The sequence below is a fragment of the Streptomyces sp. NPDC059875 genome (genome assembly GCF_042731085.1).
Taxonomy (GTDB): Bacteria; Actinomycetota; Actinomycetes; order Streptomycetales; family Streptomycetaceae; genus Streptomyces.
The window spans coordinates 1-22,341 of record NZ_JBHWJZ010000062.1 but is presented as its reverse complement, the minus strand read 5'-3'; the positions used below and the strand labels follow the sequence as shown (position 1 = coordinate 22,341).

The following is a 22,341-nucleotide window of genomic DNA, read 5'->3' as shown; positions in this document are numbered from 1 at the left end:
GGTATCAACTAATCTGGCGTTGATTTTTGGCACGCTGTTGAGTTCTCAAGGAACGGACGCTTCCTTTGTACTCACCCTCTCGGGCTTTCCTCCGGCGCTTTTCCCTTCGGTCTTTCGTGTTTCCAACCTTACCAGATCCTTTTCCGTTCCGTTTCCGGTTCGGATTTTGTTTCCGGTGGCCTGTTGGCGGCCTTGCCTTTCGGCGTGGTCACTACTTTAGCCGAATTCCCCGGCGACTCATAATCGAGCCTTTCGGATCAAATTTCGGCATGCCGAAATCCGCCCCGTTGGGGTACGTCGTAGGTAGTGGGTGGCCGCTCCGAGGTGCTTGAACAAGCACGTCCCGTTTCAAGCGGCTCGCCTACGTTAGGCGTCCGCAGCACCCGAGTCAAGTCGAGTCAAGAGGTCCTCTTGCGGGGCGCATGCGCGCGGTACGGGCTCACCGTCGGGTCGGAGTCGATCCAGAAGCGCCAGGGGTGCGGAGCGCCGTCGCCGCCCACTCCCGTGCGTGGGCCGCTGCGTACCTGGTCGGCCGGGGGTGGGGTGCCCATAAGGAGGGACAGCGGGGAGTCCGGGCCGGCGCAGGTGTCGGTGCCGTTCAGGGAGAGGGTCACGTCGAGGGCCGTGGCCAGGCGGGCCGGGCCTTTGGCGAGTTCTCTGTCGTATCGGGCCGAGAGTCGACGGGTGCGGGCCTGGTCCGCACCCGTAAGAATCTGTCCCGCGCGCAGCAGGACTCCGCTTGCGTGGCCCTCGGGGCCGCACACCAGGTTGAGGCAGTGCCACATGCCGTAGGTGAAGTAGACGTACGCGTGGCCGGGCGGTCCGAACATCACGGCGTTGCGGGCGGTGCGGCCTCGGAAGGCGTGGGAGCCGGGGTCGATCGCGCCGGCGTACGCCTCCACTTCCGTGAGACGGAGCTCGATGCGGCCCGCGCTCGATGTCCGTACGAGAGTGCGGCCGAGCAGATCGGGGGCGACCTCCAGGACGGGGCGGTCGAAGAAGGCCCGCGGGAGCGGCGTACGGTCGGGGCTCTCGCTCATGGCGTCCGAGCGTACTGGGGTGCCCCTGGTGGCTGTGGGGGAACCGGCTACGGTCGTCGCGCGTATGTAGGGGTCAAGACCAAGCAGGACCAAGAGGGAGTGTTCATGGGGTTCAAGAAGCTGCTCGCGAGCCTGGGTGCCGGTGGCGCGTCCGTGGAGACGGTGCTCACCGAGGAGAACGTCGTTCCGGGCGGGGTCGTCCAGGGTGAGGTGCGGATCCAGGGCGGTTCGGTCGACCAGCAGATCGAGGGGCTGTCCGTAGGACTGCAGGCCCGGGTCGAGGTCGAGGGCGCGGACCAGGAGACCAAGCAGGACATCGAGTTCGTGAAGGTCCGGCTCGGCGGCGCCTTCACCGTGCAGGCCGGTGCGGTGCACGTCGTGCCGTTCGGTCTGGAGATTCCCTGGGAGACGCCGGTCACCGCCATCGCGGGGCAGCAGCTGCGCGGGATGAACATCGGTGTGACCACCGAGCTGGAGATCGCCCGTGCGGTGGACTCCGGCGACCTGGACCCGATCAACGTGCACCCGCTGCCGGCGCAGCAGGCGATCCTTGACGCGTTCATCCAGCTGGGCTTCCGCTTCAAGAACGCGGACATGGAGCGCGGGCACATCCGCGGGACCCGGCAGAAGCTGCCGTTCTACCAGGAGATCGAGTTCTTCCCGCCGCAGCAGTACCGCGGTCTGAACCAGGTCGAGATCAGCTTCGTCGCGGACGACCGCGAGATGGACGTCGTCCTGGAGATGGACAAGAAGCCGGGGCTCTTCAGCGAGGGCAGCGACTCGTTCCGTGCCTTCAAGGTGGGTCTGAACGACTTCCACACGACCGACTGGGCCGCTTACCTCAACCAGTGGCTCGCCGACGTCGGTGGCAAGCGCAACTGGCTCTAGGCTCACCCCCGTAGAGCAGGTCAGCGATACGGAGGTACTGACGTGGCCGAGGGGAAGAGGGCGCCGCTCCCTCACGACTTCCATCCGCCGGTGTCGGCGTTCACCGTGGTGAGCGACGACATCGTGCCGGACGGTGTGCTGAAGGACGCGCAGGTGTACGCGGAGGGGAACATCTCGCCCCAGCTGAGCTGGGAGGGGTTCCCGGCGGAGACGAAGAGCTTCGCGGTCACCTGCTTCGACCCGGACGCGCCGACGGGCAGCGGGTTCTGGCACTGGGTGCTGTTCGACATACCGGCGTCGGTGACCGAGCTGCCGGCGGGTGCGGGCACGGGGTCGTTCGCGGGGCTGCCGGCCGGTGCCGTGCATGTGCGTAACGACTACGGGTCCAGGGACTTCGGCGGTGCCGCTCCCCCGGCCGGAGACGGGCCGCACCGCTATGTGTTCACGGTGTACGCCGTGGACCGGGAGAAGCTGGGGCCGGACGCCGATGCCTCGCCCGCGGCCGTCGGTTTCCACCTGCGCTTCCACGCGTTGGGACGCGCCCAGCTGATCGGCGAGTACGAGAATCCCACGCACAGCTGAGCGTTCGTTTGTTGTTTGCCCGCTTCTGGTCTTGGAGAGATCAGAAGCGGGCATCTTTCGTTGCGCACGATATTGCGTTGTCCAACCCGGCGCGCCCGGCCAGAGTTGATCCCAGCCCGGAGCCCTGCCACGGGGCTGGGCCGGCACACGGGAGGTGGGCACAATGCGGGACACGCTGGTACTGAACGCGAGCTTCGAGCCGCTTTCGACGGTCACACTCAACCGTGCGGTGGTGCTTGTCCTGCAGGACAAGGCCGTCGTCGAGCAGGAGCATCCCGATCTCCGTATGCGTGCCGCCGCCGTGGACATTCCGGTGCCCCGGGTGATCAGGCTCTGCCGCTACGTACGGGTGCCGTTTCGAAGACAGGCTCCGTGGTCGAGGCGGGGTGTGCTGGTCCGGGACCAGCACCGGTGCGCGTACTGCGGGAGGCGCGCGACGACCGTGGACCATGTGGTGCCGCGGGCCCAGGGTGGTGGGGACAGCTGGCTGAACACGGTGGCGTCCTGCGCCGAGGACAACCACCGCAAAGCGGACCGTACGCCGGAGCAGGCGGGGATGCCACTGCTGCACGAGCCGTTCGTGCCGACACCGGCGGACGCGATGCTGCTGGCGATGCGGGCCGGTGAGCGGTCCGAGTTGCCTCAGTGGCTGGCCGGTTCGGCGGCGTGATCCGGTAGGTCCCGCGTACAGGGGTCCGTTCCCTTCCGGGAGCGGGCCCCTGTCGTTCCCGGAGCGGTGTCAGCGGAGCAGGAGCTGCACGATGGCGGCGGTGCCGACGGCCACGATGACGCCGCGCAGGACGGGTGGCGGGAGACGGCGGCCGACCTTGGCGCCGATCTGGCCGCCGATCGCCGAGCCGACGGCGATGAGTACGACAGCAGTCCAGTCGAAGTCGGCGACGAAGAGGAAGAAGAGCGCGGCGATGCTGTTGACGATCGCGGCGAGGACGTTCTTGACGGCGTTGAGGCGCTGGAGGGTGTCGGCGATGAGCATGCCCATGAGGGAGAGGTAGATGATCCCCTGGGCTGCGGTGAAGTAGCCGCCGTAGACGCTGGCGAGGAGCAGTCCCGTCAGCAGGAGCGGGCCGCCGTCGGGGTCTCCGTGGTGGCCGTTGCGTTCGCGGCGGGCCTGTACGGCCTTGGAGAGCCGGGGCTGGAGGATGACGAGGACCAGCGCGAGGGCGACGAGGACGGGGACGATGGTCTCGAACGCCCGGGCAGGGAGCGTCAACAGGAGTACGGCTCCGCCGAGTCCGCCGATCGCGGCGACGGTGCCGAGGCGCAGGATGCGACGGCGCTGGCCCTTGAGTTCCTCGCGGTAGCCGATGGCTCCGCTGATGGAGCCGGGGATGAGGCCGAGGGCGTTGGAGACGGTGGCCGTGACCGGGGGCAGGCCGGTGAGGAGGAGGACCGGGAACGTGATCAGCGTTCCCGATCCGACGATGGTGTTGATGGTGCCGGCGCCGACGCCGGCCGCGAACACGGCCAGTACTTCCCAGATGGACAAAGCCATCTCCTTACAGGATCAGTGGCTCGCCTCCCCGCCCTGACGTCCGTCGGGGTCGAGGGGCTCGCACCGATCATGCACGACTGCGTGTATGTGTCAGTCGACCGGGGGCGCTTCGCGGCGCTCGCTCTCGGTGCCGGTACGGCTGCCCGGCACGGAACCGGTGTTGAAGCCGGGGGCTCCGCCGCCGAGGTTGCCGAAGGCGCCGGAGAGGCCCTTGAGGGCGTCGCCGATCTCGCTGGGCACGATCCAGAGCTTGTTGGCGTCGCCCTCGGCGATCTTCGGGAGCATCTGGAGGTACTGGTACGAGAGGAGCTTCTGGTCCGGGTCTCCGGCGTGGATGGCCTCGAAGACCGTGCGGACGGCCTGGGCCTCGCCCTCGGCGCGCAGGGCGGCGGCCTTGGCCTCGCCCTCGGCGCGGAGGATCTGGGACTGCTTCTCGCCCTCCGCGGTGAGGATCGCGGCCTGGCGGGTTCCCTCGGCGGTGAGGATCGCGGCGCGCTTGTCGCGGTCGGCGCGCATCTGCTTCTCCATCGAGTCCTGGATGGAGGTCGGCGGCTCGATCGCCTTGAGCTCGACGCGGTTGACGCGGATGCCCCACTTGCCGGTCGCCTCGTCGAGGACGCCGCGCAGGGCCGCGTTGATCTCCTCGCGGGAGGTAAGGGTCCGCTCCAGGTCCATGCCGCCGATGATGTTGCGCAGGGTGGTGACGGTGAGCTGCTCGATGGCCTGGATGTAGCTGGCGACCTCGTAGGTCGCGGCCCGGGCGTCGGTCACCTGGTAGTAGATGACGGTGTCGATGTTGACGACCAGGTTGTCCTGGGTGATCACCGGCTGCGGCGGGAACGGGACGACCTGCTCGCGGAGGTCGATCCGGTTGCGGATGGAGTCGATGAACGGGACGACGATGTTCAGACCGGCGTTGAGCGTGCGGGTGTAGCGGCCGAAGCGCTCCACGATCGCGGCGCTCGCCTGCGGGATGACCTGGATCGTCTTGATCAGGGCGATGAAGACAAGCACCACCAGAATGATCAGGACGATGATGACTGCTGACATCGCGTTCCCTGTGCCCTTCGCTGCCGGTTCACTGCCGGGTTGCTTTTGATGATCGAGTTTCCCAGAAGGCGGGCCGCCGCGTGGGGGGTTCGGTCACATGACCACGGCTGTCGCCCCGTCGATCTCGACGACGTCGACCTGTTCGCCCGGTTCGAAGGCGAGTCCGGTGTCGAGCGCGCGGGCGGACCAGACCTCGCCGGCGAGCTTGATGCGGCCGCCGTTGCCGTCGACGCGTTCGAGGACGACGGCCTGACGGCCTTTCAGCGCGTCGATGCCGCTGGCGTGCTGGGGTGGGCCGTTGCGGTGGCGGGCCGCGATGGGGCGGACCACCGCGAGGAGTGCGACGGAGACGACGACGAAGACGACCACCTGCGCGACGATGCCGAAGCCGAGAGCCGCGGTCACGGCTCCGGCTGTCGCACCGACGGCGAACATGCCGAATTCGGGCATCGCGGTCAGGACCAGCGGAATGCCGAGTCCCACCGCGCCTATCAACCACCAGACCCATGCGTCGATGTCCACATGGTCATGGTAGGGCGGTGGGGTGGGTCCGGGACAGGGCGCGGTGCTGTGCGGGCGCGACGCCCTGGTTCCGGTTCCCTTGTGTGGCTTGCTACTTCAGCGGAAGGCCCTGCGCGGTGTAGCGGTCGCCGACGTGCTCGACGACGAGCGGCAGGCCGAAGCAGAGGGACAGGTTGCGGGAGGTCAGCTCGGTCTCCATGGGGCCGGCCGCGAGCACCTTGCCCTGACGGATCATCAGGACGTGGGTGAAGCCGGGGGCGATCTCCTCGACGTGGTGGGTGACCATGATCATGGAGGGGGCGTACGGGTCGCGGGCGAGGCGGCCCAGGCGGCGGACGAGGTCCTCGCGGCCGCCGAGGTCGAGTCCGGCGGCGGGCTCGTCGAGGAGGAGGAGCTCGGGGTCGGTCATCATCGCGCGGGCGATCAGGGTGCGCTTGCGCTCGCCCTCGGAGAGGGTGCCGAACTTGCGGTCCAGGTACTCGGTCATGCCGAGGCGGTCGAGGAAGGCGCGGGCGCGCTGCTCGTCCACGGCGTCGTAGTCCTCGTGCCAGGTGGCGGTCATGCCGTACGCGGCGGTGAGGACGGTCTGCAGGACGGTCTGCTTCTTGGGGAGCTTCTCCGCCATGGCGATGCCGGCCATGCCGATGCGGGGGCGGAGGTCGAAGACGTCCGTGCCGACGCCGCCGAGCTGCTCGCCGAGGACCGTGGCAGTGCCGGTGGACGGGAAGAGGTAGCTGGAGGCGATGTTGAGGAGGGTGGTCTTGCCGGCGCCGTTGGGGCCGAGGATGACCCAACGCTCGCCCTCCTTGACCGACCAGGAGACATCGTCCACCAGAGCCCGTCCATCGCGGACCACGGATACGTCCACCAGCTCCAGTACATCGCTCATGAGCGCGTTGTCTCCCCTTGCGGTCGAGTCGAGTCGTCGCCGTGCGCCTGTGGGCGCGGCGTCCAGGGAAAACCTACGCCACTGCCGGAGCGGGCCGGTCCTTAGGTCCGGTAGTTCCGTTCTCGGGCGCGGGGAGTCCTTAGTCTTGGGGCATGCTTTCGGAACCACGCTCAGGACGCCTGGCCGCTTGGGGCAATGCCCTGTTGGCCGGATCGGTATCGCCGGACGACGCGGCGCTGGCCATCGTCGGGGACGACGCGGTGCACCGCGTGGAGGGGCTGCCGGGCGAGGCGGGCCAGGTCGGTCTGACCCTGGCGCTCGGCCGGCTGCGGCGGCTCGGGGTGTCCGGGTGGCGCGTGGCGCTGCCGGCGCCGGGGCATCCGCTGGGGCTGAGCGGGCCGCCGGACTTCAACGCGCGGGCGCTGGAGGCGGAGGAGGCGGTGGTCGGTTTCGGCGCTCCGTACGGTCTGGTGCCGGAGGTCACCGAGGCGGGTCCGCCGGGTGACGTCCATGTGGAGGTGGTCTGGCAGTGCCTGACCGTGCGGGAGGCGCCGCCCGCGGACGTGCCGTCGATCGGCGAGGCGGAGCGGGAGCTGGCGGAGGCGCTGCGCGAGGCGACGGCGGTGCTGACGAAGCTGGACGTCGCGGGGTCGGGCCCGGTCGCGGACGCGGCCCGCGAGGCCTACCGGGCGCGGGCGGAGGCGGGCCGCGAGGTGCTGGCCCCGGGCTATCCGGCACGTGCGGTGCGCGTCTTGGAGCTGGCCCAGCGGGTCGGCCTGCTGATCGACCTGGCGTACGACCACGGCCACGGCGGCGCGGTGAGCGCTTCGGAAATGGCGGCGCGGGGGGCGGCGCTGCGGCCGGTGGAGCGGGTCGCCCGGCGCGCGCAGGTGGCGGCGTACAACGCGTTCGTGGAGGAGCGGGAACGGGAGCGCTGAGCCCGGGGGCGGACGGGGCGGGACATGGAGGAGCCCGGCCCCCGGGGGATCGTCCGGGGGCCGGGCTGGTCGCGGGGCGTCAGTGGTTGACGGCGCCGTTGGCGAAGGCCGGGTTGAGCAGGCCGATCACGTTGACCGTGTTGCCGGAGACGTTCACGGGGACGTGGACCGGGACCTGCACCAGGTTGCCGGACGCGACGCCCGGCGAGTTGAGGGCCTTGCCGTTCGCGTCCGCGCCGTGGGCGGACGCGACACCCGCACCGGCGGCGACGATGCCACCGGCGACCATGGTGAGGGCAGCGGCCTTCTTCAGGTTCTTCACTTCAGGATCCTCCTGGTATTCGCTGCGGCCGGCCGCCGCAGCACGCCATGGAGAACGCCCCGCCCCCCGCCGGGTTGCGCCGAACGGGGGACATACACCCGACGGTATGAAGAAGGGAACGGAGGTGCCCCTTCCGCCTCATGCGTTTCAGGAGGTCAGGCCGTGCCGCACCGCCCAGAGCGCCGCCTGCGTCCGGTCCGCCAGGTCGAGCTTCATCAGGATGTTCGAGACGTGCGTCTTGACCGTCTTCTCCGAGAGGACGAGCGCCCGGGCGATCTCCCGGTTGGACCGGCCGTCCGCGATCAGGCCGAGGACCTCGCGTTCGCGCTCGGTGAGCGTGGAGCTGCGGCCGGTGCCGCCGTGGCCGTCGTCCTGGGAGAGCAGGGCCCCGGCCACCTCGGGCTGGAGCAGCACGTGCCCCGCGTGCACGGAGCGGATGGCGCCGGCCAGCGCTTCCGGGTCCACGTCCTTGTAGACGTACCCCGAGGCGCCCGCCCGCAGCGCGGGGACGACCGTGCGCTGCTCGGTGAAACTGGTGACGATCAGTACCTTCGCCGGGTTGGCCAGCTCGCGCAGCTTCCGCAGCGCCTCGATGCCGTCCATGCCGGGCATCTTGACGTCCATCAGGACGACGTCGGGCCGCAGCTCCTCCGCGCGCGCGATGCCCTCGGCGCCGTCGGCCGCCTCGCCCACGACTTCTATGTCGTCCTGCACCTCCAGAAAGGTCCGCAGCCCTCGCCGCACCACCTGGTGGTCGTCGACCAGCAGAACGCGGATGACCTTCTCAGCCACCGGGGACCTCCATCTCGATCGTGGTGCCTCGGCCCGGTGCCGATGTCACGGTGAGTGTGCCGCCGACGCCGCCGGCCCGGTCCCGCATGGAGACGAGGCCGAGGTGCCGGCCCGCCCTGCGGACCGTACGGGGGTCAAAGCCCTTGCCGTCGTCCGTGACGGTGAGCAGCGCGCCCTGGCCGGACCGGATCACGGAGACGGCGACCAGTTCCGGCTCCGCGTGCCGCAGGGCGTTGTGCAGGGCCTCCTGAGCGACGCGCAGCATGGCCTCCTCCTGCGCGGCGGGCAGCGCGCGCACTCCCGAGCTGTCGAACGTGACGCGGGCGCTGTGGGCCCGGTCCAGGACCTGGACCTGGGTGCGCAGGGTGTGGACGAGTCCGTCCTCGTCGAGCGCGGCGGGGCGCAGCTCGACGACGGCGGCGCGCAGCTCGTCCGCGGCCTCGGCGGCGAGCGCGGCGACCTGCTGGAGCTCGCCCTTGGCGCGGGCCGGGTCCCGGTCGACGAGGGCGGCCGCGGCCTGGGCGGTGAGCCGGAGCGAGAAGAGCTTCTGGCTGACGGCGTCGTGCAGCTCATGGGCGAGGCGCGAGCGCTCCTCGGCGATGGTGAGCTCGCGGCTGCGCTCGTAGAGCCGGGCGTTGGTCAGGGCGATGGCGGCGTGCTGGGCGAGGATCGACAGCAGCTCCTCGTCCTCGGCGGTGAAGCCGCAGCCGCCGTCCGGCTTGGGGCAGCGCTTGTTGGCGAGGAAGAGGGCGCCGATGGTCTCCTCGCCGTCCTGGATGGGCAGGCCGAGGAAGTCGGACATCTCCGGGTGGGCGGCGGGCCAGCCCTCGAAGCGGGGGTCTTTCCGCACGTCCGCGAGCCGCTCGGGCTCGGCCTTGTGGAGCATGGCCGCGAGGATGCCGTGCTGGCGGGGCAGCGGCCCGATGGCCCGCCACTGCTCGTCGCTGACGCCGTCGACGACGAACTGGGCGAAGCCGCCGTGGTCGTCCGGGACGCCCAGGGCCGCGTACTCGGCGTCGAGCAGCTCACGGGCGGAGGCCACGATCGTCTTGAGGACGTCGCGCACCTCCAGGTGGCGGCTCATCGCCAGCAGCGCGGTGCTCACGGCGGCCAGGCCGGAGCGCGGTCGGTGACTCATGAATTCACCGTACCGGTGCGTGGTGACAGGGCGTATCCGCCTGGGGACGGCCGCTGATTAGGACCGAGGGACTAGGTCGAAGTGCCTTGTGCGGTCGGGGCCCGCGGACGAGGCGGCGGCGGGAGTCGCGGCCGGAGGCTGGATCCATCGGCAGAGAAGGGGATGGATCTCATGGCAGTCGCGGTGATCACGGGGGCTTCGAAGGGACTGGGGCGGGCGCTGGCGGCCGGGCTGGCCGGGCGGGGCTGGGACCTGGTGCTCGACGCCCGGACGGCGAAGGTGCTCGAGGAGAGCGCGGAGGCGGCACGCGCGCGTGGGGCGCGGGTGGTGGCGCTGCCCGGGGACGTGACGGACGCGGCGCACCGTCGGGAGCTGGTGGCCGCGGCGCGGGAGCTCGGTGGGCTCGATCTGCTGGTGAGCAACGCGAGCGCGCTGGGGGCGGAGCCGCTGGTACGGCTGGACGCCCTGTCGCTGGACGGCCTGCGGGCCGCGCTGGAGACGAACGTGGTGGCCGCGCTGGGTCTCGTACAGGAGGCGCTGCCGCTGCTGCGGGAGAGCGGTGCGGGGACGGTGGTGGCGGTGAGTTCGGACGCGGCGGCTGAGGCGTACGAGACGTGGGGCGGTTACGGGGCGTCGAAGGCGGCGCTCGACCAGCTGGCGGCGGTGCTGGCGGTGGAGGAGCCGGGGCTGCGGGTGTGGGCGGTGGACCCGGGGGACATGAGCACGGATCTGTACGCGGCGGCCGTCCCGGACGACGACGATCCGCGGCCGGAGCCGGAGTCGGTGGTGCCGGGGTTCCTCGCCCTGCTCGATCGCAGGCCGCCGAGCGGCCGGTACGCGGCCGCGGACCTCGCGGAGGCGGTCCGATGAAGGTGCCGGTGCCGTTGGCCGTCAGGGTGCCCGAGGAGCTGTCGGCGCGGGTTCCGGCCGAGCAGCGGGAGCCGGGGCGAGGGCGGGAGTCCGTGCGGCTGATGGTGTCGCGTGGGGCGGAGGTGTCGCACCACGCCTTCCGTGAGCTGCCGGGGCAGCTGCGGGCCGGGGACGTGCTCGTGGTGAACACGAGTGCGACGCTCGCCGCCGCCGTGACCGGGCGAATGGGTGGGGAGGGTGGCGGGGACGCGGTCGTCGTGCACTTCTCGACGCGCGGGGACTGGGGGCACCCCCTGACGAAGTCTGGGGGAGGCCGGTGGGCGGTGGAGCTGCGGGAGCCGGACGGGGCGGGAAGCACCCGGCCCCGGGCGGGTGGTCCGGAGGGCGCGGTGGTGCTGCTGCCGGGAGGGGCACGTCTCGTACTGGAGGAGGCTCTGGTGCCGGGGGCGGCCCGGCTGTGGTGGGCGCGGGCGGACAGGCCCGTACCGGCGCTGCTCGCGCGGTACGGGCGGCCGATCCGGTACGGGTACACGGAGCGGGACCAGCCGCTGGCCGCGTATCAGACGGTCTTCGCGCTGCCCTCCCCCGACGGTTCGGGGTCGGCGGAGATGCCGAGCGCGGGCCGGCCCTTCACGGCCGGTCTGGTGGCGGAGCTGGTCCGCCGGGGGGTGCAGTTCGCTCCGCTCACCCTTCATACGGGGGTGGCGTCGGCGGAGGCCCACGAGCCGCCGTACCCGGAGCGCTTCGAGGTCCCGGCGTCGACGGCCCGGCTGGTGAACGCGGCGAAGGCGGGCGGGGGCCAGGTGATCGCGGTGGGAACGACGGCCGTACGGGCCCTGGAATCGGCCGCGGACGGGACGGGGCTGGTCCGGGCCGCCTCGGGGTGGACGGATCTGGTCGTGACCCCGGCCCGCGGAGTGCGGGTGGTGGACGGACTGCTGACCGGGCTGCACGAGCCCGAGGCCTCGCATCTGCTGATGCTGGAGGCGGTCGCCGGGCGGCGTGCGCTGCGCCGTGCCTATACGGAAGCGGTACGGGAGCTCTACCTCTGGCACGAATTCGGCGACGTCCACCTCATCCTCCCGGAGGACACCCCTCACTGTTCGCATTGCTGAAGCAACGCGTGGTGAGTTCGTTACGTGCCCGATGTGAGCCCGCGCATAGGACGCAGGTCACTTACGACCTCCCCTAGTGGACGCATAAGGGGCAGATGAGGACTGTCTGAGCGGGTCCCGGGCCGGTTTCGGTGCCTCGTGCACGACCCCCTGATCCACTACCCGGGATCGTACGTCACACCTTTGCCACAGCATTTTGCTGCCGCTAAGAATTGCAGCCGTCGCCGCCGAGAGGGCGCAGCGCCGCCCCGGCCTGAGCGACCCCCTGCTATTCGAAGAGGTAGTCCTGCATGTCTGCGAACACTCCTGGTCACAGTCGCCTTAACAAGACCCACAAGGTTTCGATCGCCGGTGTCGCCGCGCTTGGCGCCGCAGCTCTCGTCTTCTCCCTGGCGCCGGCCAACGCCGCCACCGAGACCGAGCCGCAGGCCCTGTCGAACACGCAGAACGTGGCCTGGGCCTACAACGCGGACAGCGCGCAGGCCAAGGCCCTGCACGCCAGCCTGACCGACCAGACCACCGCCATCGGCCTGAAGGCCAAGCAGGAGGCCGAGGCCAAGGCCAAGGCGGCCGCGAAGGCCGCGGCCGACGCGAAGGCCAAGGCGGCCGCCAAGGCGAAGGCCGAGGCCAAGGCCAAGGCCGAGGCGAAGAAGCGCGCCGAGGCGAAGGCGGCCGCGAGCCGTGCCGCCGCCCGCAAGCCGGTCTTCGCGAACAACCTCGACGGCTGGATCCGCGAGGCGCTGTTCATCATGGACAAGCACAACATCCCGGGCACCTACGAGGGCATCCACCGCAACATCATGCGGGAGTCCAGCGGTAACCCGCTGGCCATCAACAACTGGGACATCAACGCCATCAACGGCGTCCCCTCGAAGGGTCTGCTCCAGGTCATCTACCCGACCTTCAAGGCCTACCACGTGCCGGGCACGAAGTTCGACCAGTACGACCCGGTCGCCAACATCGTCGCCGCCTGCAACTACGCGGCCGACCGCTACGGCTCCATGGACAACGTCAACAGCGCCTACTGACGGACGCTGCACACACGCCGAAGGGCGGCACCCCTGCACGGGGTGCCGCCCTTCGGCGTCGTACGCGTTCCGCTACTTGCGCATGACCTCGGGCTCGTGGCGGCGCAGCAGGCGCGCCACAGCGAAGCCGCAGGCGATGCCGATGAGCAGCAGGATCGTGAGGTTGAAGCCCCACTGGCCGACGGTGTGGTCCCACAGCGGGTCCAGGTTGGTCGGGTCCTTGTGGTCCCACGGCGGCATCAGGTGCGCGAGGTCGAGGGTCGAGCCCGCGGCCGCGATGGCCCAGCGCGAGGGCATCAGCCAGGCGAACTGCTCCAGGCCGGGCGATCCGTACACCTGGAAGAGGATGCCGGTGAAGACGACCTGGACGATCGCGAACATGACGAGCAGCGGCATCGTCTTCTCGGCGGTCTTCACCAGCGAGGAGATGACCAGGCCGAACATCATCGAGGTGAAGCCGAGCGCGATGATCGTGACGCAGAGCTCGACGGCCGGCGGCAGCACCAGGCCCTCGGCCGGCAGCTCACGGGTGGCGAAGCCGATGCCGCAGATGATCACGCCCTGGATGGCGGTGATCACGCCGAGGACGATGACCTTGGACATCAGGTACGCCGAGCGGGACAGGCCGGTGGCCCGCTCGCGCTCGTAGATGACCCGTTCCTTGATCAGTTCTCGTACGGAGTTGGCGGCGCCCGAGAAGCACATGCCGACCGCGAGGATCAGCATGATCGTGCCGGCGTCGCCGTTGAAGCGGGACGGCGGCGTGGGCGGGGCGAGGCCGAAGTCGGCCGGGATGACGACCGAGACCAGGCCGAGGACGGCCGGCAGGATCACCATCAGGCCCATGAAGCCCTTGTCGGAGGCGATGACCGAGGAGTAGCGGCGGATCAGGGTCCACAGCTGGGAGCCCCAGCCCTGCGGCTTGGGCTGCCTGGCCATCGCCTGCTGCGGCATCTGGACCGGCTGCGCGGCGACGGCGTCGATGTCCGCGGCGTACATCTGGTAGTGCTGCGAGCCCTTCCAGCGGCCCGCCCAGTCGTAGTCGCGGTAGTTCTCGAAGGCGGAGAAGACGTCGGCCCAGGTGCTGTAGCCGAAGAAGTTCAGCGCCTCCTCCGGCGGACCGAAGTAGGCCACGGAGCCGCCGGGCGCCATGACGAGGAGCTTGTCGCACAGGCCCAGCTCGGCCACCGAGTGGGTGACGACGAGGACGGTGCGGCCGTCGTCGGCGAGGCCGCGCAGCAGCTGCATGACGTCGCGGTCCATGCCCGGGTCGAGGCCGGAGGTCGGCTCGTCCAGGAAGATCAGCGAGGGCTTGGTCAGGAGCTCAAGGGCGACGGAGACGCGCTTGCGCTGGCCACCGGAGAGGGAGGTGACCTTCTTCTCCTTGTGGATGTCGAGCTTGAGCTCGCGCAGCACCTCGTCGATGCGGGCCTCGCGCTCGGCCTCGGCGGTGTCGCCGGGGAAGCGGAGCTTGGCCGCGTAGCGCAGCGCCTTCTGAACGGTCAGCTCCTTGTGCAGGATGTCGTCCTGCGGGACCAGACCGATGCGCTGGCGCAGCTCGGCGAACTGCTTGTAGAGGCTCCGGTTGTCGTAGAGGACATCGCCCTCGTTGGCCGGGCGGTAGCCGGTGAGCGCCTTGAGCAGCGTGGACTTGCCGGAGCCGGACGGGCCGATGACGCCGATCAGCGACTTCTCCGGGACGCCGAAGGAGACGTCCTTGAGGATCTGCTTGCCGCCGTCGACGGTGACCGTCAGGTGGCGGGCCGAGAAGGAGACCTCACCGGTGTCGACGAACTCCTCGAGCTGGCCGCCGACCATCCGGAAGGTCGAGTGACCGACACCGACGATGTCGTTGGGGCCGATGAGGACGGAGCCGCCCTTGGCGATCGGCTGACCGTTGACGTACGTGCCGTTGTGGGATCCGAGGTCACGGATCTCGAAGCGGCCGTCGGGCGTGGCGTGGAACTCGGCGTGGTGGCGCGAGACCTGGAGGTCGGAGACGACCAGTTCGTTCTCGAGCGCACGACCGATGCGCATGACGTGGCCGAGGGCCAACTGGTGGAACGTGGTGGGGCTGCGGTCGCCGTAGACCGGCGGCGCCCCCGCGGCGCCGCCACCCTGGCCGGGCACCTTCTGCGCCAACTGCTCGACGGGGCCGCCCTGCTGATGCGGGAACTGCGGCTGGGCGTGTCCCTGAGCCTGGGCCTGCGGCTGCCAGCCCTGCTGCTGCGGCGGCGGGGCCTGATGGGTGGCCCAATCGGCCTGCGCCGCGGCCTGCTGGGCGTTCGGCGCTCCATGGGCCGCCTGCGCCGCGTGCGGCGCCTGGGCCGCGGCCTGCTGCTGGGCCGCCGCGCCGGCGGCGAGGTTCAGCCGCGGGCCGTCGGTCGCGTTGCCGAGGTGCACCGCGGAACCGGGGCCGATCTCCATCTGGTGGATCCGCTGCCCCTGCACGAAGGTGCCGTTGGTCGAGCCGTGGTCCTCGATGACCCAACTCCGGCCGCCCCAGCTGATGGTGGCGTGTCGCCACGAGACCCTGGCGTCGTCGATCACCAGGTCGCCCTGCGGATCACGTCCCAGGGTGTACGACCTGGACGGATCGAGAGTCCAGGTCCTTCCGTTCAATTCCAGTACGAGTTCTGGCACTCCATGCCCCACTACTTGTCCCCCGATGTACCCCCGTCGCAGGGAGTCTAGGGATGGCGAACATCGGGAGGAACTATTTCAGGCCCTGCCCGTACTCCGAAAGTCGGGCGGTGTGAAGACCCCGCACAGGGTGCTTCGCGCGTCCTCGAGTGCCCCCTGCACGGGCCGTTGACGTGAGGAGAAATCACCCCGGAGAGTGGTAAGCACCCATGAGTGCGTACGGATCACGCATGAATGGTGCAACTCGCCATGAACCGGGGGGTTCTGATGGATGCACGCGGCGATGGCGGGTGGGCGATCGCGATCGATGTGATTCTGGCCTCGATCGCCGCGGTGAGCTGGGCGCTGGTGGGGATGGCGGGTGCCGGGGCACTCGGTCTGCACCTGCTGGGCGCGGACGCGGCCGGCGGGCTCGCGCCGATGACGGCCGCCGTGGTCGTGCTCGGCGTGGGCGGCTCGGTGACGCCGTCGGGCGATGTGTCGGCGTTCGGCCTGGAGGGTTCGGCGGTGGAGACCGCCGTCGACTTCACGCCACTCGGGGTCTCTCTGACGGGTGCGCTGTTCCTCGCGTACTTCTTTCTGCGCTCGCTGCGCCGTGCCGGGCCGTACGTGTCGGGGACGGAACTCGCCGCCCGGGTCCTGGTCCTGGTGACGCTCTTCCTTGCCGTGGTGGGCGGACTGGCGTGGGTCGGGAGCGATGTGGTGACGATCGACGGGGGGACGATCGGCGGGGGCGGGTGGGGCGTCGACGAGATCCCGGGGGCCGGTGGCATCGGGGACATCGGCGGCATCGGCGACCTGCTGCCGGACCGGGTGGGCGACCTGGTGGAGGCGGAAGCGGCGGTGGGGTTCTCCGTGAACGCCGCCGAGTCGCTCGCGGGCGCTCTGTTCTGGGTGGTCGGGGTGGTGCTCGTCGCCCTGCTCGCCTCGCGGCGGGCGCCGCTGCCGCCGGGGCGGGTCGGCGCTGCGGTACGGCGGCAGGCTCGGCCGGTGGTTTCGGCGCTCGTAACGGTGGTCCTGGTGGCGGTGGCGGCCGGATACGCGGCGGCGGGGTACGCGGCGATCGGTGACGAGCATCCGCGCCGGGTGGTCGGGGCGGCGCTGCTCGGCGCCCCGAACGGGGTGGGGATCGGGGTGCCGCTCGGGCTCTTCGTGCCGTGGCGGGGCAGCGCGCGCGGGTCGCTCGCGGACGTACTGCCGGATCCGCTGGACGCACTGGTACGGGGCTCGGTGGAGCGACCGGTGACGGTGGCCGGGCTCGCGGAGCTCGACGGGGCGGTGTGGCTGCTCGCGGTCGCCGCGGCCGTGGCGATGGCGGCGGCCGGGGTGCTGGCCGCGGCCCGTACGCCTCGAGCGGGGCTGGGGACGGCCTCCTTCGCCGGGCGGTGCGGGGTGCGGCTGGGCGTGGCGACGGCGCTCGCGTTGCCCTTGCTCGTGGTCCTGAGCGGGGTGTCGGTGGACGCGTCGCTCGCGGTGCTCGGGATCGACGCGTTCGACGCGGGGATCGAGCTGCACGGGGACATGGGGGCGGCGCTGCTGCTGGGGGCGGTGTGGGGCGCGGCCGCGGGCGGACTGGGGGCGCTGCTCGTGTGCGCGGCGGGGGTGGGACGTGCGCGGGAGCGTGCGTTCGGGGCCCCGGCCGGTCCGCCGGGGCCGTACGTCCCCTCGCCCTCGCCTCCGTACGGGATCGAGGAGGACGGCGGCGGATGCGAGGCGGGCGGCGGGCTGCACAGCGCTCCGACCCAGGCGGGTCCCGGTCTCTGGACGCCTCCCCCGCCCCCTCCGCCTCCCCCACCGGGCCCTCCGCCGCCCCCGCACGGCGGACTACCGTGACAAGGGTGCGACCAGTCAGGTGTCCGGTACGCGGGACGGGGGGAGTGGTGGCACCCAGTGCCCGATACGGTGGAACCACCATGAGTGCATCGCAGACCTCAGACGTTCCCACTCTTCTCGTCAAGATCTTCGGGAAGGACCGTCCCGGGATCACCGCCGGGCTCTTCGACACCCTCGCCGCCTACTCCGTCGACGTCGTGGACATCGAGCAGGTCGTGTCCCGCGGCCGCCTCGTCCTGTGCGCGCTCGTCACCGAGCCGACCGTCGCCTCCCAGGGCGAGCTGCGCGCGACCGTCCACAGCTGGGCCGAGTCGCTGAAGCTCCAGGCGGAGATCATCTCCGGCACCGGCGACAACCGTCCGCGCGGCCTCGGCCGTTCGCACGTCACCGTGCTCGGTCACCCGCTGACCGCCGAGCAGACCGCCGCCATAACGGCCAGGATCGCCGAGAACGGCGGCAACATCGACCGTATCTTCCGCCTCGCGAAGTACCCGGTGACGGCGGTCGAATTCGCCGTCTCGGGCTGCGAGACCGAGCCGCTGCGGACCGCGCTGGCCACCCAGGCGCACGACATCGGTGTGGACGTGGCCGTCGTCTCCGCGGGGCTGCACCGCCGCGCCCAGCGGCTGGTCGTCATGGACGTCGACTCGACTCTGATCCAGGACGAGGTGATCGAGCTCTTCGCGGCGCACGCGGGCTGCGAGGACAAGGTCGCCGAGGTCACGGCCGCCGCGATGCGCGGCGAGCTGGACTTCGAGCAGTCCCTCCACGCGCGCGTGGAGTTGCTGGCCGGGCTCGACGCCTCGGTGGTGGACAAGGTCCGTGCCGAGGTACGGCTCACCCCCGGTGCCCGCACCCTCATCCGTACGCTCAAGCGGCTCGGCTACCAGGTCGGTGTGGTCTCGGGCGGGTTCACCCAGGTCACGGACGATCTCAAGGAGAGGCTGGGCCTCGACTTCGCCTCGGCCAACACCCTGGAGATCGTGGACGGGAAGCTGACCGGCCGGGTCACCGGCGAGATCGTGGACCGGGCCGGCAAGGCGCGGCTGCTGCGCCGGTTCGCGGCGGAGGCGGGGGTGCCGCTCTCCCAGACCGTGGCGATCGGCGACGGCGCCAACGACCTGGACATGCTGAACGCGGCCGGTCTCGGTGTGGCGTTCAACGCCAAGCCGGTGGTACGCAAGGCCGCCCACACCGCGGTGAACGTCCCGTTCCTCGACACCGTCCTCTATCTGCTGGGGATCACCCGCGAGGAGGTCGAGGCCGCGGACGGCGACGAGGATCTGCTGCACTGACCGCAGCGCTCCGCCCCGCCTGTACGACGAAGGGCCCGGTCGCCGTGTGGTGACCGGGCCCTTCGCCGTACGCGACAGGCCGTACGCGACAGGGCCGTACGCGACGGATCAGCTGTGCGGGGCCCAGTAGTCGAGCAGCGTGCCGACGCCGGGCTCCACGGACTTCCAGGAGCCGGTGAAGCCGACCACGGCGAACGCGGCGGTGGGGAAGCCGCCCCGGTTCATCCGGGCCAGCGCGTCCCCCTCGGCCGAGCCCGCGAGTACTTCGGAGAGTGCGTGCATCCCGGGGTTGTGGCCGATGACGAGGAGGTCCTCGACCTCGTCGGAGACCTCGTTGAGCAGGGCGATCAGCTCGCCGGGCGAGGCCTCGTACAGCCGCTCCTCGTACACGGTCCTGGGCCGGTGCGGCAGCTCCGCGACGGCCAGCTTCCAGGTCTCGCGGGTTCTGGCGGCGGACGAGCAGAGGGCCAGGTCGAAGGAGATTCCGGTGTCGGCGAGACGGCGGCCGGCGACGGGGGCGTCCGTGCGCCCTCGCTCGGCGAGCGGTCGCTCGTGGTCGGACACCTGAGGCCAGTCGGCCTTGGCATGCCGGAGCAGCACAATCCTGCGGGGTGTATCGACGCTCATGGGCTCCAGCTTCGCATGAAACGGGCCACCGGGCGCAGGGTGTTGGGTCAGCGGGGCAGCGTCTGCTGGATCTGCTCCAGGAGATGCCCGACCGAGGGGTCGCCACCGGCCGCGTGGGCCCCGCCCGGTCCCGCTATCAGCAGGAAAAGGGCGACGAACGCGGCCACCGGCAGGGCGAGCGCCCACCAGGGAAGCCGGGTGTCGACGCCGCCGACGGACGGGGACGGGGTCCGGGTGTGCGTACGGGCCGACATGGCCGCCTCCGTGGGTCGGGACTTCCCGCAGCGGTGACTGCTGCGACGTCTCCAACGCTACGGAGCGCGGGCCGCCTGGCCCATCCGGTGATCCACCCACTTCACCCTGACACTCACCCCCTAGGGGATGGAGGGGTTAACCCCACCATCACGGGGCGGGCGGGGTCAGGGGGAGGCGATCGTGGCGATGACGGCGATGACGACCGAGATCCCGAGCATCGCGCCGAGCACGAGCAGGAGCTTCTTCTGGCCGTTCTGAGGGTTCGGGTCGAGCACTGGCATGGGGACAGTCTCGCATCTCAGCACTCGTCCTCGACCGTCCGGTCCCTTCCGGCGAGGGTGCCGACGATCATCTGGGGGACCATCAGCCCCGCCATCAGGGCGATGGGCAGGCCCCAGCCGCCGCTGTGCTGGTAGAGGACGCCGACCAGGAGCGGTCCCGGGATGGAGATGAGGTAGCCGACGCTCTGGGCGAAGGCGGAGAGCCGGACGACGCCTGCGCCGCTGCGCGAGCGCATGCCGATCATGGTCAGGGCGAGCGGGAAGGAGCAGTTGGAGACGCCGAGAAGCAGCGCCCAGATCCAGGCGCCGGCGGCGGGCGCGAGGTACAGGCCGGTGTAGCCGACCAGACCGCACAGACCGAGACCGACGGCGATCGGCCCCTGGTTCTTGAGCCGGGTCGCGAGGCGCGGGATGACGAACGCGAGCGGTACGCCCATCACCATGGTGACGGCGAGCAGGACACCGGCCGTGCCGGCGGGGACGCCGGCGTCGCGGAAGATCTGCGGCATCCAGCCCATCGTGATGTACGCGCCCGTGGCCTGGAGGCCGAAGAAGGCGCCGAGGGCCCAGGCGGTGCGGCTGCGGGTGATCCGGAGCGGGGCGGCGGCCGGGGTTGCGTGCGGGGCGGCCCCTGGGGCCGGGTCGGCCGCCGGCTTCGTACCCCGGTCGCGCAGCAGCGGGATCCAGGGCAGTACGGCGAGGGCGGCGAGGAGCCCCCAGACACCGAGGCCGGTGCGCCAATTGCCGCCCAGGGCCTCGGTCATGGGCACGGTCGCGGCGGCGGCCAGGGAGGTGCCGAGGGCGAGCGCCATGGAGTAGAGACCGGTCACCGAGCCGACGCGGTCGGGGAAGTACCGCTTGACGATGACGGGCATGAGGACGTTGCTGACGGCGATGCCCATGAGGGCGAGGGCGCTGGCGGCGAGGAAGCCGACGGTGCCGGAGGCGAAGGGGCGGACGGCGAGGCCCGCGAAGATCGCGGCCATGCCGGCGCAGACGACGGCGGCGGGGCCGAAGCGGCGCGCGAGGCGGGGCGCGGTGATGCCGAAGACCGCGAAGCAGAGCGGGGGTACGGAGGTGAGGACGCCGGCCACGCTGCCGCTCATGTGGAGCCCGTCGCGGACCTCTTCGAGGAGGGCGCCGAGGCTGGTGATGGCGGGGCGCAGGTTGAGGGCGGCGAGGACGAGCCCGACGAGGACGAGCCGGACGACCCAGAGGGCGGGGCGGTCCGGTGCGGGAGAATCCCCCACGGTGGCGGTCGGCGTGGAGGTTCGGGCCGGCGGTGCGGCGGTCTCGAGGGTCTGCGGCTCGTCATGCATGGTCGCCATCATAGAATCATGGGATGATTGGTTGTCCAATCTGGAACCAATCCGGAACGAACGAAAGGTGCGCCATGGCGCTCGGCTCTCCCCGGCGTTCCGGGCTCTCCGATCAGGTGATCACCGAGCTGCGGAACCAGATCACCTCCGGCGAGTGGCCGGTCGGGTCACGGATCCCGACCGAACCGGAACTGGTCGAGCAGTTGGGCGTGGCCCGCAACACCGTGCGCGAGGCGGTCCGCGCGCTCGCGCACAACGGGCTGCTCGACATCCGGCAGGGCTCGGGCACCTATGTCATCGCGACCAGCGAGCTCGCCGGCGTCATGCACCGGCGGTTCGCCGGATCCGACCCGCGGCACATCGCCGAGCTGCGCTCGACGCTGGAGTCCTCGGCGGCTCGGCTCGCGGCGCAGCGCCGCACGGAGCGCGACCTGAAGCAGCTGGACACGCTGCTGGCCGGGCGCGAGGAGGCCTGGCGGTCGGGCGATGCCGAGCGGTTCGTGACGGCGGACGGCGCGTTCCACCACGCGGTGGTGGTGGCCTCGCACAACGACGTGCTGACCGAGCTCTACGCGGACCTCGGGGACGTCCTGCGGCAGTGGCTGCGCGACGACGTGGGGCAGGAGCTGCGGCCGGAGCACCACATGGACCACGCGCGGCTCGTGGAGGCGATCCGGGCGGGCGACGCGGACACGGCGGCGGCCGAGGCGGCCGGGTATCCGTTCATGTGCCTCAGGAACCTGGGGCCTGTGGAGCCGGCTCGGCCGGCTCGTGCGTGAGCCAGGCGGAGCGGACTTCCTTCCAGCAGCGGCCGGTCAGCTGGGCATAGACGGTCGGACCCACCTCGACGGGGGCGCTGTCGGTGTCCACGTCCCACCAACGGTCGCACTCGACGTGCAGCCGGACGCGGTCGGTGCGGAGGTAGGGGTTGTGGCAGTACGCGGTGACACGGGAACCCTTGACGACCGTGCGGCAGGAGGCCCCGAAGTCCTCGGGCTCCTGGGCGACGGCGGGCGGCGGGGCGTCCTCGGCGGGAGGGGGCGCCGCGCGCACCTCGGCGGCTATGGCGAGTCCGGCGAGAAGTGCGGCGGCCGAGGCCAGAGCGGCAGCCCTTCGGTGCGGCGCGCGCATGTCCCTACCTCCTCCCCATCAGTAGCCGGAATGTCACGCTCCGATCCAGTGTGAGGTGGTTCGCCCGACTTTTCGACTCGGGGAGACGGGCGCGGGAACGACACCGGGAACGACGAAGGCCGGGCGCCCCTCCGTGAGGGGCGCCCGGTCTCCTCGGCGTGGCCGACACGGCCCGTCTCGAACAGCGTCCGCGTCCAGAAGGTCTTCGAGTCCGCGGGCAGTGCCACCACCATGGCCAGCGTCGTGACCAGGAAGACCCCGGTGGCCGTC

At 71.0% G+C, this 22,341-nt stretch carries 24 protein-coding genes; 10 read left to right on the top strand and 14 right to left on the bottom strand.

From position 1 onward, the window contains the following. Positions 1 to 398 precede the first annotated feature (398 nt). Positions 399 to 1,040: a DNA-3-methyladenine glycosylase gene (locus ACFV9D_RS37680; RefSeq protein WP_385157193.1), complete on the bottom strand. Its 642-nt coding sequence runs from the start codon at positions 1,038 to 1,040 to the stop codon at positions 399 to 401. A 105-nt stretch (positions 1,041 to 1,145) separates the two neighbouring features. On the opposite strand from ACFV9D_RS37680, the gene ACFV9D_RS37675 reads away from it, so the two are divergent. From ACFV9D_RS37675 to ACFV9D_RS37665, 3 genes are all read left to right on the top strand, one after another. Next, positions 1,146 to 1,928: a sporulation protein gene (locus tag ACFV9D_RS37675; RefSeq protein WP_385157190.1), complete on the top strand. Its 783-nt coding sequence runs from the start codon at positions 1,146 to 1,148 to the stop codon at positions 1,926 to 1,928. Positions 1,929 to 1,970: 42 nt separating this feature from the next. After that, entirely contained in the window at positions 1,971 to 2,510 is a 540-nt protein-coding gene (locus tag ACFV9D_RS37670) for a YbhB/YbcL family Raf kinase inhibitor-like protein (protein ID WP_385157187.1), read from the top strand. Between the two features lie 163 nt (positions 2,511 to 2,673). Further along, positions 2,674 to 3,180 carry an HNH endonuclease gene (locus ACFV9D_RS37665; RefSeq protein ID WP_385157184.1) on the top strand — a complete coding sequence of 169 codons (507 nt, stop codon included), beginning with the start codon at positions 2,674 to 2,676 and terminating at the stop codon, positions 3,178 to 3,180. 69 nt (positions 3,181 to 3,249) lie between these two features. Here the strand turns inward: ACFV9D_RS37665 and ACFV9D_RS37660 are convergent, their stop codons facing one another. The 4 genes from ACFV9D_RS37660 to ACFV9D_RS37645 all read right to left on the bottom strand — a co-directional run bounded on the left by ACFV9D_RS37660 (position 3,250) and on the right by ACFV9D_RS37645 (position 6,484). Continuing rightward, complete coding sequence (locus tag ACFV9D_RS37660) at positions 3,250 to 4,017, bottom strand: sulfite exporter TauE/SafE family protein (RefSeq protein WP_385157180.1); 768 nt, start codon at positions 4,015 to 4,017, stop codon at positions 3,250 to 3,252. Between the two features lie 96 nt (positions 4,018 to 4,113). Further along, positions 4,114 to 5,073, bottom strand: coding sequence for an SPFH domain-containing protein (locus ACFV9D_RS37655; protein ID WP_385157177.1), 960 nt, complete (start codon positions 5,071 to 5,073; stop codon positions 4,114 to 4,116). Between the two features lie 93 nt (positions 5,074 to 5,166). Continuing rightward, on the bottom strand, positions 5,167 to 5,595 hold the full coding sequence (locus tag ACFV9D_RS37650; RefSeq protein ID WP_385157174.1) for an NfeD family protein: 429 nt from the start codon (positions 5,593 to 5,595) through the stop codon (positions 5,167 to 5,169). 91 nt (positions 5,596 to 5,686) lie between these two features. Beyond that, a complete protein-coding gene (locus tag ACFV9D_RS37645; protein WP_385157171.1) occupies positions 5,687 to 6,484 on the bottom strand; it encodes an ABC transporter ATP-binding protein in 798 nt (265 codons plus the stop codon). A gap of 152 nt (positions 6,485 to 6,636) precedes the next feature. Between ACFV9D_RS37645 and ACFV9D_RS37640 the strand changes: the two genes are divergently transcribed. Then, complete coding sequence (locus tag ACFV9D_RS37640; RefSeq protein ID WP_385157168.1) at positions 6,637 to 7,422, top strand: hypothetical protein; 786 nt, start codon at positions 6,637 to 6,639, stop codon at positions 7,420 to 7,422. 79 nt (positions 7,423 to 7,501) lie between these two features. Here the strand turns inward: ACFV9D_RS37640 and ACFV9D_RS37635 are convergent, their stop codons facing one another. From ACFV9D_RS37635 to ACFV9D_RS37625, 3 genes are all read right to left on the bottom strand, one after another. Then, positions 7,502 to 7,744 carry a chaplin gene (locus tag ACFV9D_RS37635; RefSeq protein ID WP_385157165.1) on the bottom strand — a complete coding sequence of 81 codons (243 nt, stop codon included), beginning with the start codon at positions 7,742 to 7,744 and terminating at the stop codon, positions 7,502 to 7,504. Positions 7,745 to 7,891: 147 nt separating this feature from the next. Next, the gene (locus tag ACFV9D_RS37630) at positions 7,892 to 8,536 is read right to left on the bottom strand and encodes a response regulator (protein ID WP_385157163.1); all 645 of its coding nucleotides are present in this window, start codon (positions 8,534 to 8,536) and stop codon (positions 7,892 to 7,894) included. Continuing rightward, positions 8,529 to 9,674: a GAF domain-containing protein gene (locus tag ACFV9D_RS37625; RefSeq protein ID WP_385157160.1), complete on the bottom strand. Its 1,146-nt coding sequence runs from the start codon at positions 9,672 to 9,674 to the stop codon at positions 8,529 to 8,531. Before ACFV9D_RS37625 ends, ACFV9D_RS37630 begins: the two co-directional genes overlap by 8 nt. A 171-nt stretch (positions 9,675 to 9,845) precedes the next feature. Between ACFV9D_RS37625 and ACFV9D_RS37620 the strand changes: the two genes are divergently transcribed. The 3 genes from ACFV9D_RS37620 (at position 9,846) to ACFV9D_RS37610 (ending at position 12,687) form a co-directional block, all read left to right on the top strand. Beyond that, positions 9,846 to 10,544 (top strand): SDR family NAD(P)-dependent oxidoreductase, encoded by a 699-nt coding sequence (locus tag ACFV9D_RS37620; protein WP_385157157.1) that lies wholly within the window; start codon positions 9,846 to 9,848, stop codon positions 10,542 to 10,544. Positions 10,545 to 10,552: 8 nt separating this feature from the next. Beyond that, positions 10,553 to 11,659, top strand: a complete 1,107-nt coding sequence (locus ACFV9D_RS37615) for an S-adenosylmethionine:tRNA ribosyltransferase-isomerase (protein WP_385157196.1) — start codon at positions 10,553 to 10,555, stop codon at positions 11,657 to 11,659. Positions 11,660 to 11,949: 290 nt separating this feature from the next. Continuing rightward, positions 11,950 to 12,687 carry a transglycosylase SLT domain-containing protein gene (locus ACFV9D_RS37610; protein ID WP_385157154.1) on the top strand — a complete coding sequence of 246 codons (738 nt, stop codon included), beginning with the start codon at positions 11,950 to 11,952 and terminating at the stop codon, positions 12,685 to 12,687. Positions 12,688 to 12,759: 72 nt separating this feature from the next. Here ACFV9D_RS37610 and ACFV9D_RS37605 read toward each other — a convergent pair whose 3' ends face one another. Continuing rightward, on the bottom strand, positions 12,760 to 15,342 hold the full coding sequence (locus ACFV9D_RS37605; RefSeq protein ID WP_385157151.1) for an FHA domain-containing protein: 2,583 nt from the start codon (positions 15,340 to 15,342) through the stop codon (positions 12,760 to 12,762). A 255-nt stretch (positions 15,343 to 15,597) separates the two neighbouring features. Here ACFV9D_RS37605 and ACFV9D_RS37600 point away from each other — a divergent pair, with 255 nt between their 5' ends. Both ACFV9D_RS37600 and serB read left to right on the top strand, forming a co-directional pair. Beyond that, entirely contained in the window at positions 15,598 to 17,163 is a 1,566-nt protein-coding gene (locus ACFV9D_RS37600) for a streptophobe family protein (protein ID WP_385157148.1), read from the top strand. Positions 17,164 to 17,243: 80 nt separating this feature from the next. Continuing rightward, complete coding sequence (gene serB, locus ACFV9D_RS37595) at positions 17,244 to 18,458, top strand: phosphoserine phosphatase SerB (protein WP_385157145.1); 1,215 nt, start codon at positions 17,244 to 17,246, stop codon at positions 18,456 to 18,458. 108 nt (positions 18,459 to 18,566) lie between these two features. On the opposite strand, the gene ACFV9D_RS37590 is transcribed toward serB, so the two are convergent. The 4 genes from ACFV9D_RS37590 to ACFV9D_RS37575 form a co-directional block, all read right to left on the bottom strand. Next, on the bottom strand, positions 18,567 to 19,085 hold the full coding sequence (locus ACFV9D_RS37590; protein WP_385157142.1) for a SixA phosphatase family protein: 519 nt from the start codon (positions 19,083 to 19,085) through the stop codon (positions 18,567 to 18,569). 47 nt (positions 19,086 to 19,132) lie between these two features. Next, complete coding sequence (locus ACFV9D_RS37585) at positions 19,133 to 19,339, bottom strand: hypothetical protein (RefSeq protein ID WP_385157139.1); 207 nt, start codon at positions 19,337 to 19,339, stop codon at positions 19,133 to 19,135. 165 nt (positions 19,340 to 19,504) lie between these two features. Next, positions 19,505 to 19,621, bottom strand: a complete 117-nt coding sequence (locus ACFV9D_RS37580) for an SGM_5486 family transporter-associated protein (RefSeq protein WP_261992078.1) — start codon at positions 19,619 to 19,621, stop codon at positions 19,505 to 19,507. 17 nt (positions 19,622 to 19,638) lie between these two features. Continuing rightward, positions 19,639 to 20,940 (bottom strand): CynX/NimT family MFS transporter, encoded by a 1,302-nt coding sequence (locus ACFV9D_RS37575; RefSeq protein WP_385157136.1) that lies wholly within the window; start codon positions 20,938 to 20,940, stop codon positions 19,639 to 19,641. Positions 20,941 to 21,014: 74 nt separating this feature from the next. Here ACFV9D_RS37575 and ACFV9D_RS37570 point away from each other — a divergent pair, with 74 nt between their 5' ends. Then, positions 21,015 to 21,719: a FadR/GntR family transcriptional regulator gene (locus tag ACFV9D_RS37570; RefSeq protein WP_385157134.1), complete on the top strand. Its 705-nt coding sequence runs from the start codon at positions 21,015 to 21,017 to the stop codon at positions 21,717 to 21,719. Here the strand turns inward: ACFV9D_RS37570 and ACFV9D_RS37565 are convergent. Beyond that, positions 21,673 to 22,071, bottom strand: coding sequence for a hypothetical protein (locus ACFV9D_RS37565; protein ID WP_385157131.1), 399 nt, complete (start codon positions 22,069 to 22,071; stop codon positions 21,673 to 21,675). The genes ACFV9D_RS37570 and ACFV9D_RS37565 overlap by 47 nt on opposite strands. Between the last annotated feature and the right edge of the window lie 270 nt (positions 22,072 to 22,341).

Coding starts and splice junctions, on each gene's coding strand:
- ACFV9D_RS37675 (WP_385157190.1), top strand. CDS start 1,146: ATGGGGTTCAAGAAGCTGCTCGCGAGCCTGGGTGCCGGTGGCGCGTCC.
- ACFV9D_RS37565 (WP_385157131.1), bottom strand. CDS start 22,071: ATGCGCGCGCCGCACCGAAGGGCTGCCGCTCTGGCCTCGGCCGCCGCA.
- ACFV9D_RS37645 (WP_385157171.1), bottom strand. CDS start 6,484: ATGAGCGATGTACTGGAGCTGGTGGACGTATCCGTGGTCCGCGATGGA.
- ACFV9D_RS37580 (WP_261992078.1), bottom strand. CDS start 19,621: ATGCCAGTGCTCGACCCGAACCCTCAGAACGGCCAGAAGAAGCTCCTG.
- ACFV9D_RS37575 (WP_385157136.1), bottom strand. CDS start 20,940: ATGCATGACGAGCCGCAGACCCTCGAGACCGCCGCACCGCCGGCCCGA.
- ACFV9D_RS37570 (WP_385157134.1), top strand. CDS start 21,015: ATGGCGCTCGGCTCTCCCCGGCGTTCCGGGCTCTCCGATCAGGTGATC.
- ACFV9D_RS37640 (WP_385157168.1), top strand. CDS start 6,637: ATGCTTTCGGAACCACGCTCAGGACGCCTGGCCGCTTGGGGCAATGCC.
- serB (WP_385157145.1), top strand. CDS start 17,244: ATGAGTGCATCGCAGACCTCAGACGTTCCCACTCTTCTCGTCAAGATC.
- ACFV9D_RS37610 (WP_385157154.1), top strand. CDS start 11,950: ATGTCTGCGAACACTCCTGGTCACAGTCGCCTTAACAAGACCCACAAG.
- ACFV9D_RS37620 (WP_385157157.1), top strand. CDS start 9,846: ATGGCAGTCGCGGTGATCACGGGGGCTTCGAAGGGACTGGGGCGGGCG.
- ACFV9D_RS37585 (WP_385157139.1), bottom strand. CDS start 19,339: ATGTCGGCCCGTACGCACACCCGGACCCCGTCCCCGTCCGTCGGCGGC.
- ACFV9D_RS37665 (WP_385157184.1), top strand. CDS start 2,674: ATGCGGGACACGCTGGTACTGAACGCGAGCTTCGAGCCGCTTTCGACG.
- ACFV9D_RS37600 (WP_385157148.1), top strand. CDS start 15,598: ATGGATGCACGCGGCGATGGCGGGTGGGCGATCGCGATCGATGTGATT.
- ACFV9D_RS37625 (WP_385157160.1), bottom strand. CDS start 9,674: ATGAGTCACCGACCGCGCTCCGGCCTGGCCGCCGTGAGCACCGCGCTG.
- ACFV9D_RS37655 (WP_385157177.1), bottom strand. CDS start 5,073: ATGTCAGCAGTCATCATCGTCCTGATCATTCTGGTGGTGCTTGTCTTC.
- ACFV9D_RS37590 (WP_385157142.1), bottom strand. CDS start 19,085: ATGAGCGTCGATACACCCCGCAGGATTGTGCTGCTCCGGCATGCCAAG.
- ACFV9D_RS37680 (WP_385157193.1), bottom strand. CDS start 1,040: ATGAGCGAGAGCCCCGACCGTACGCCGCTCCCGCGGGCCTTCTTCGAC.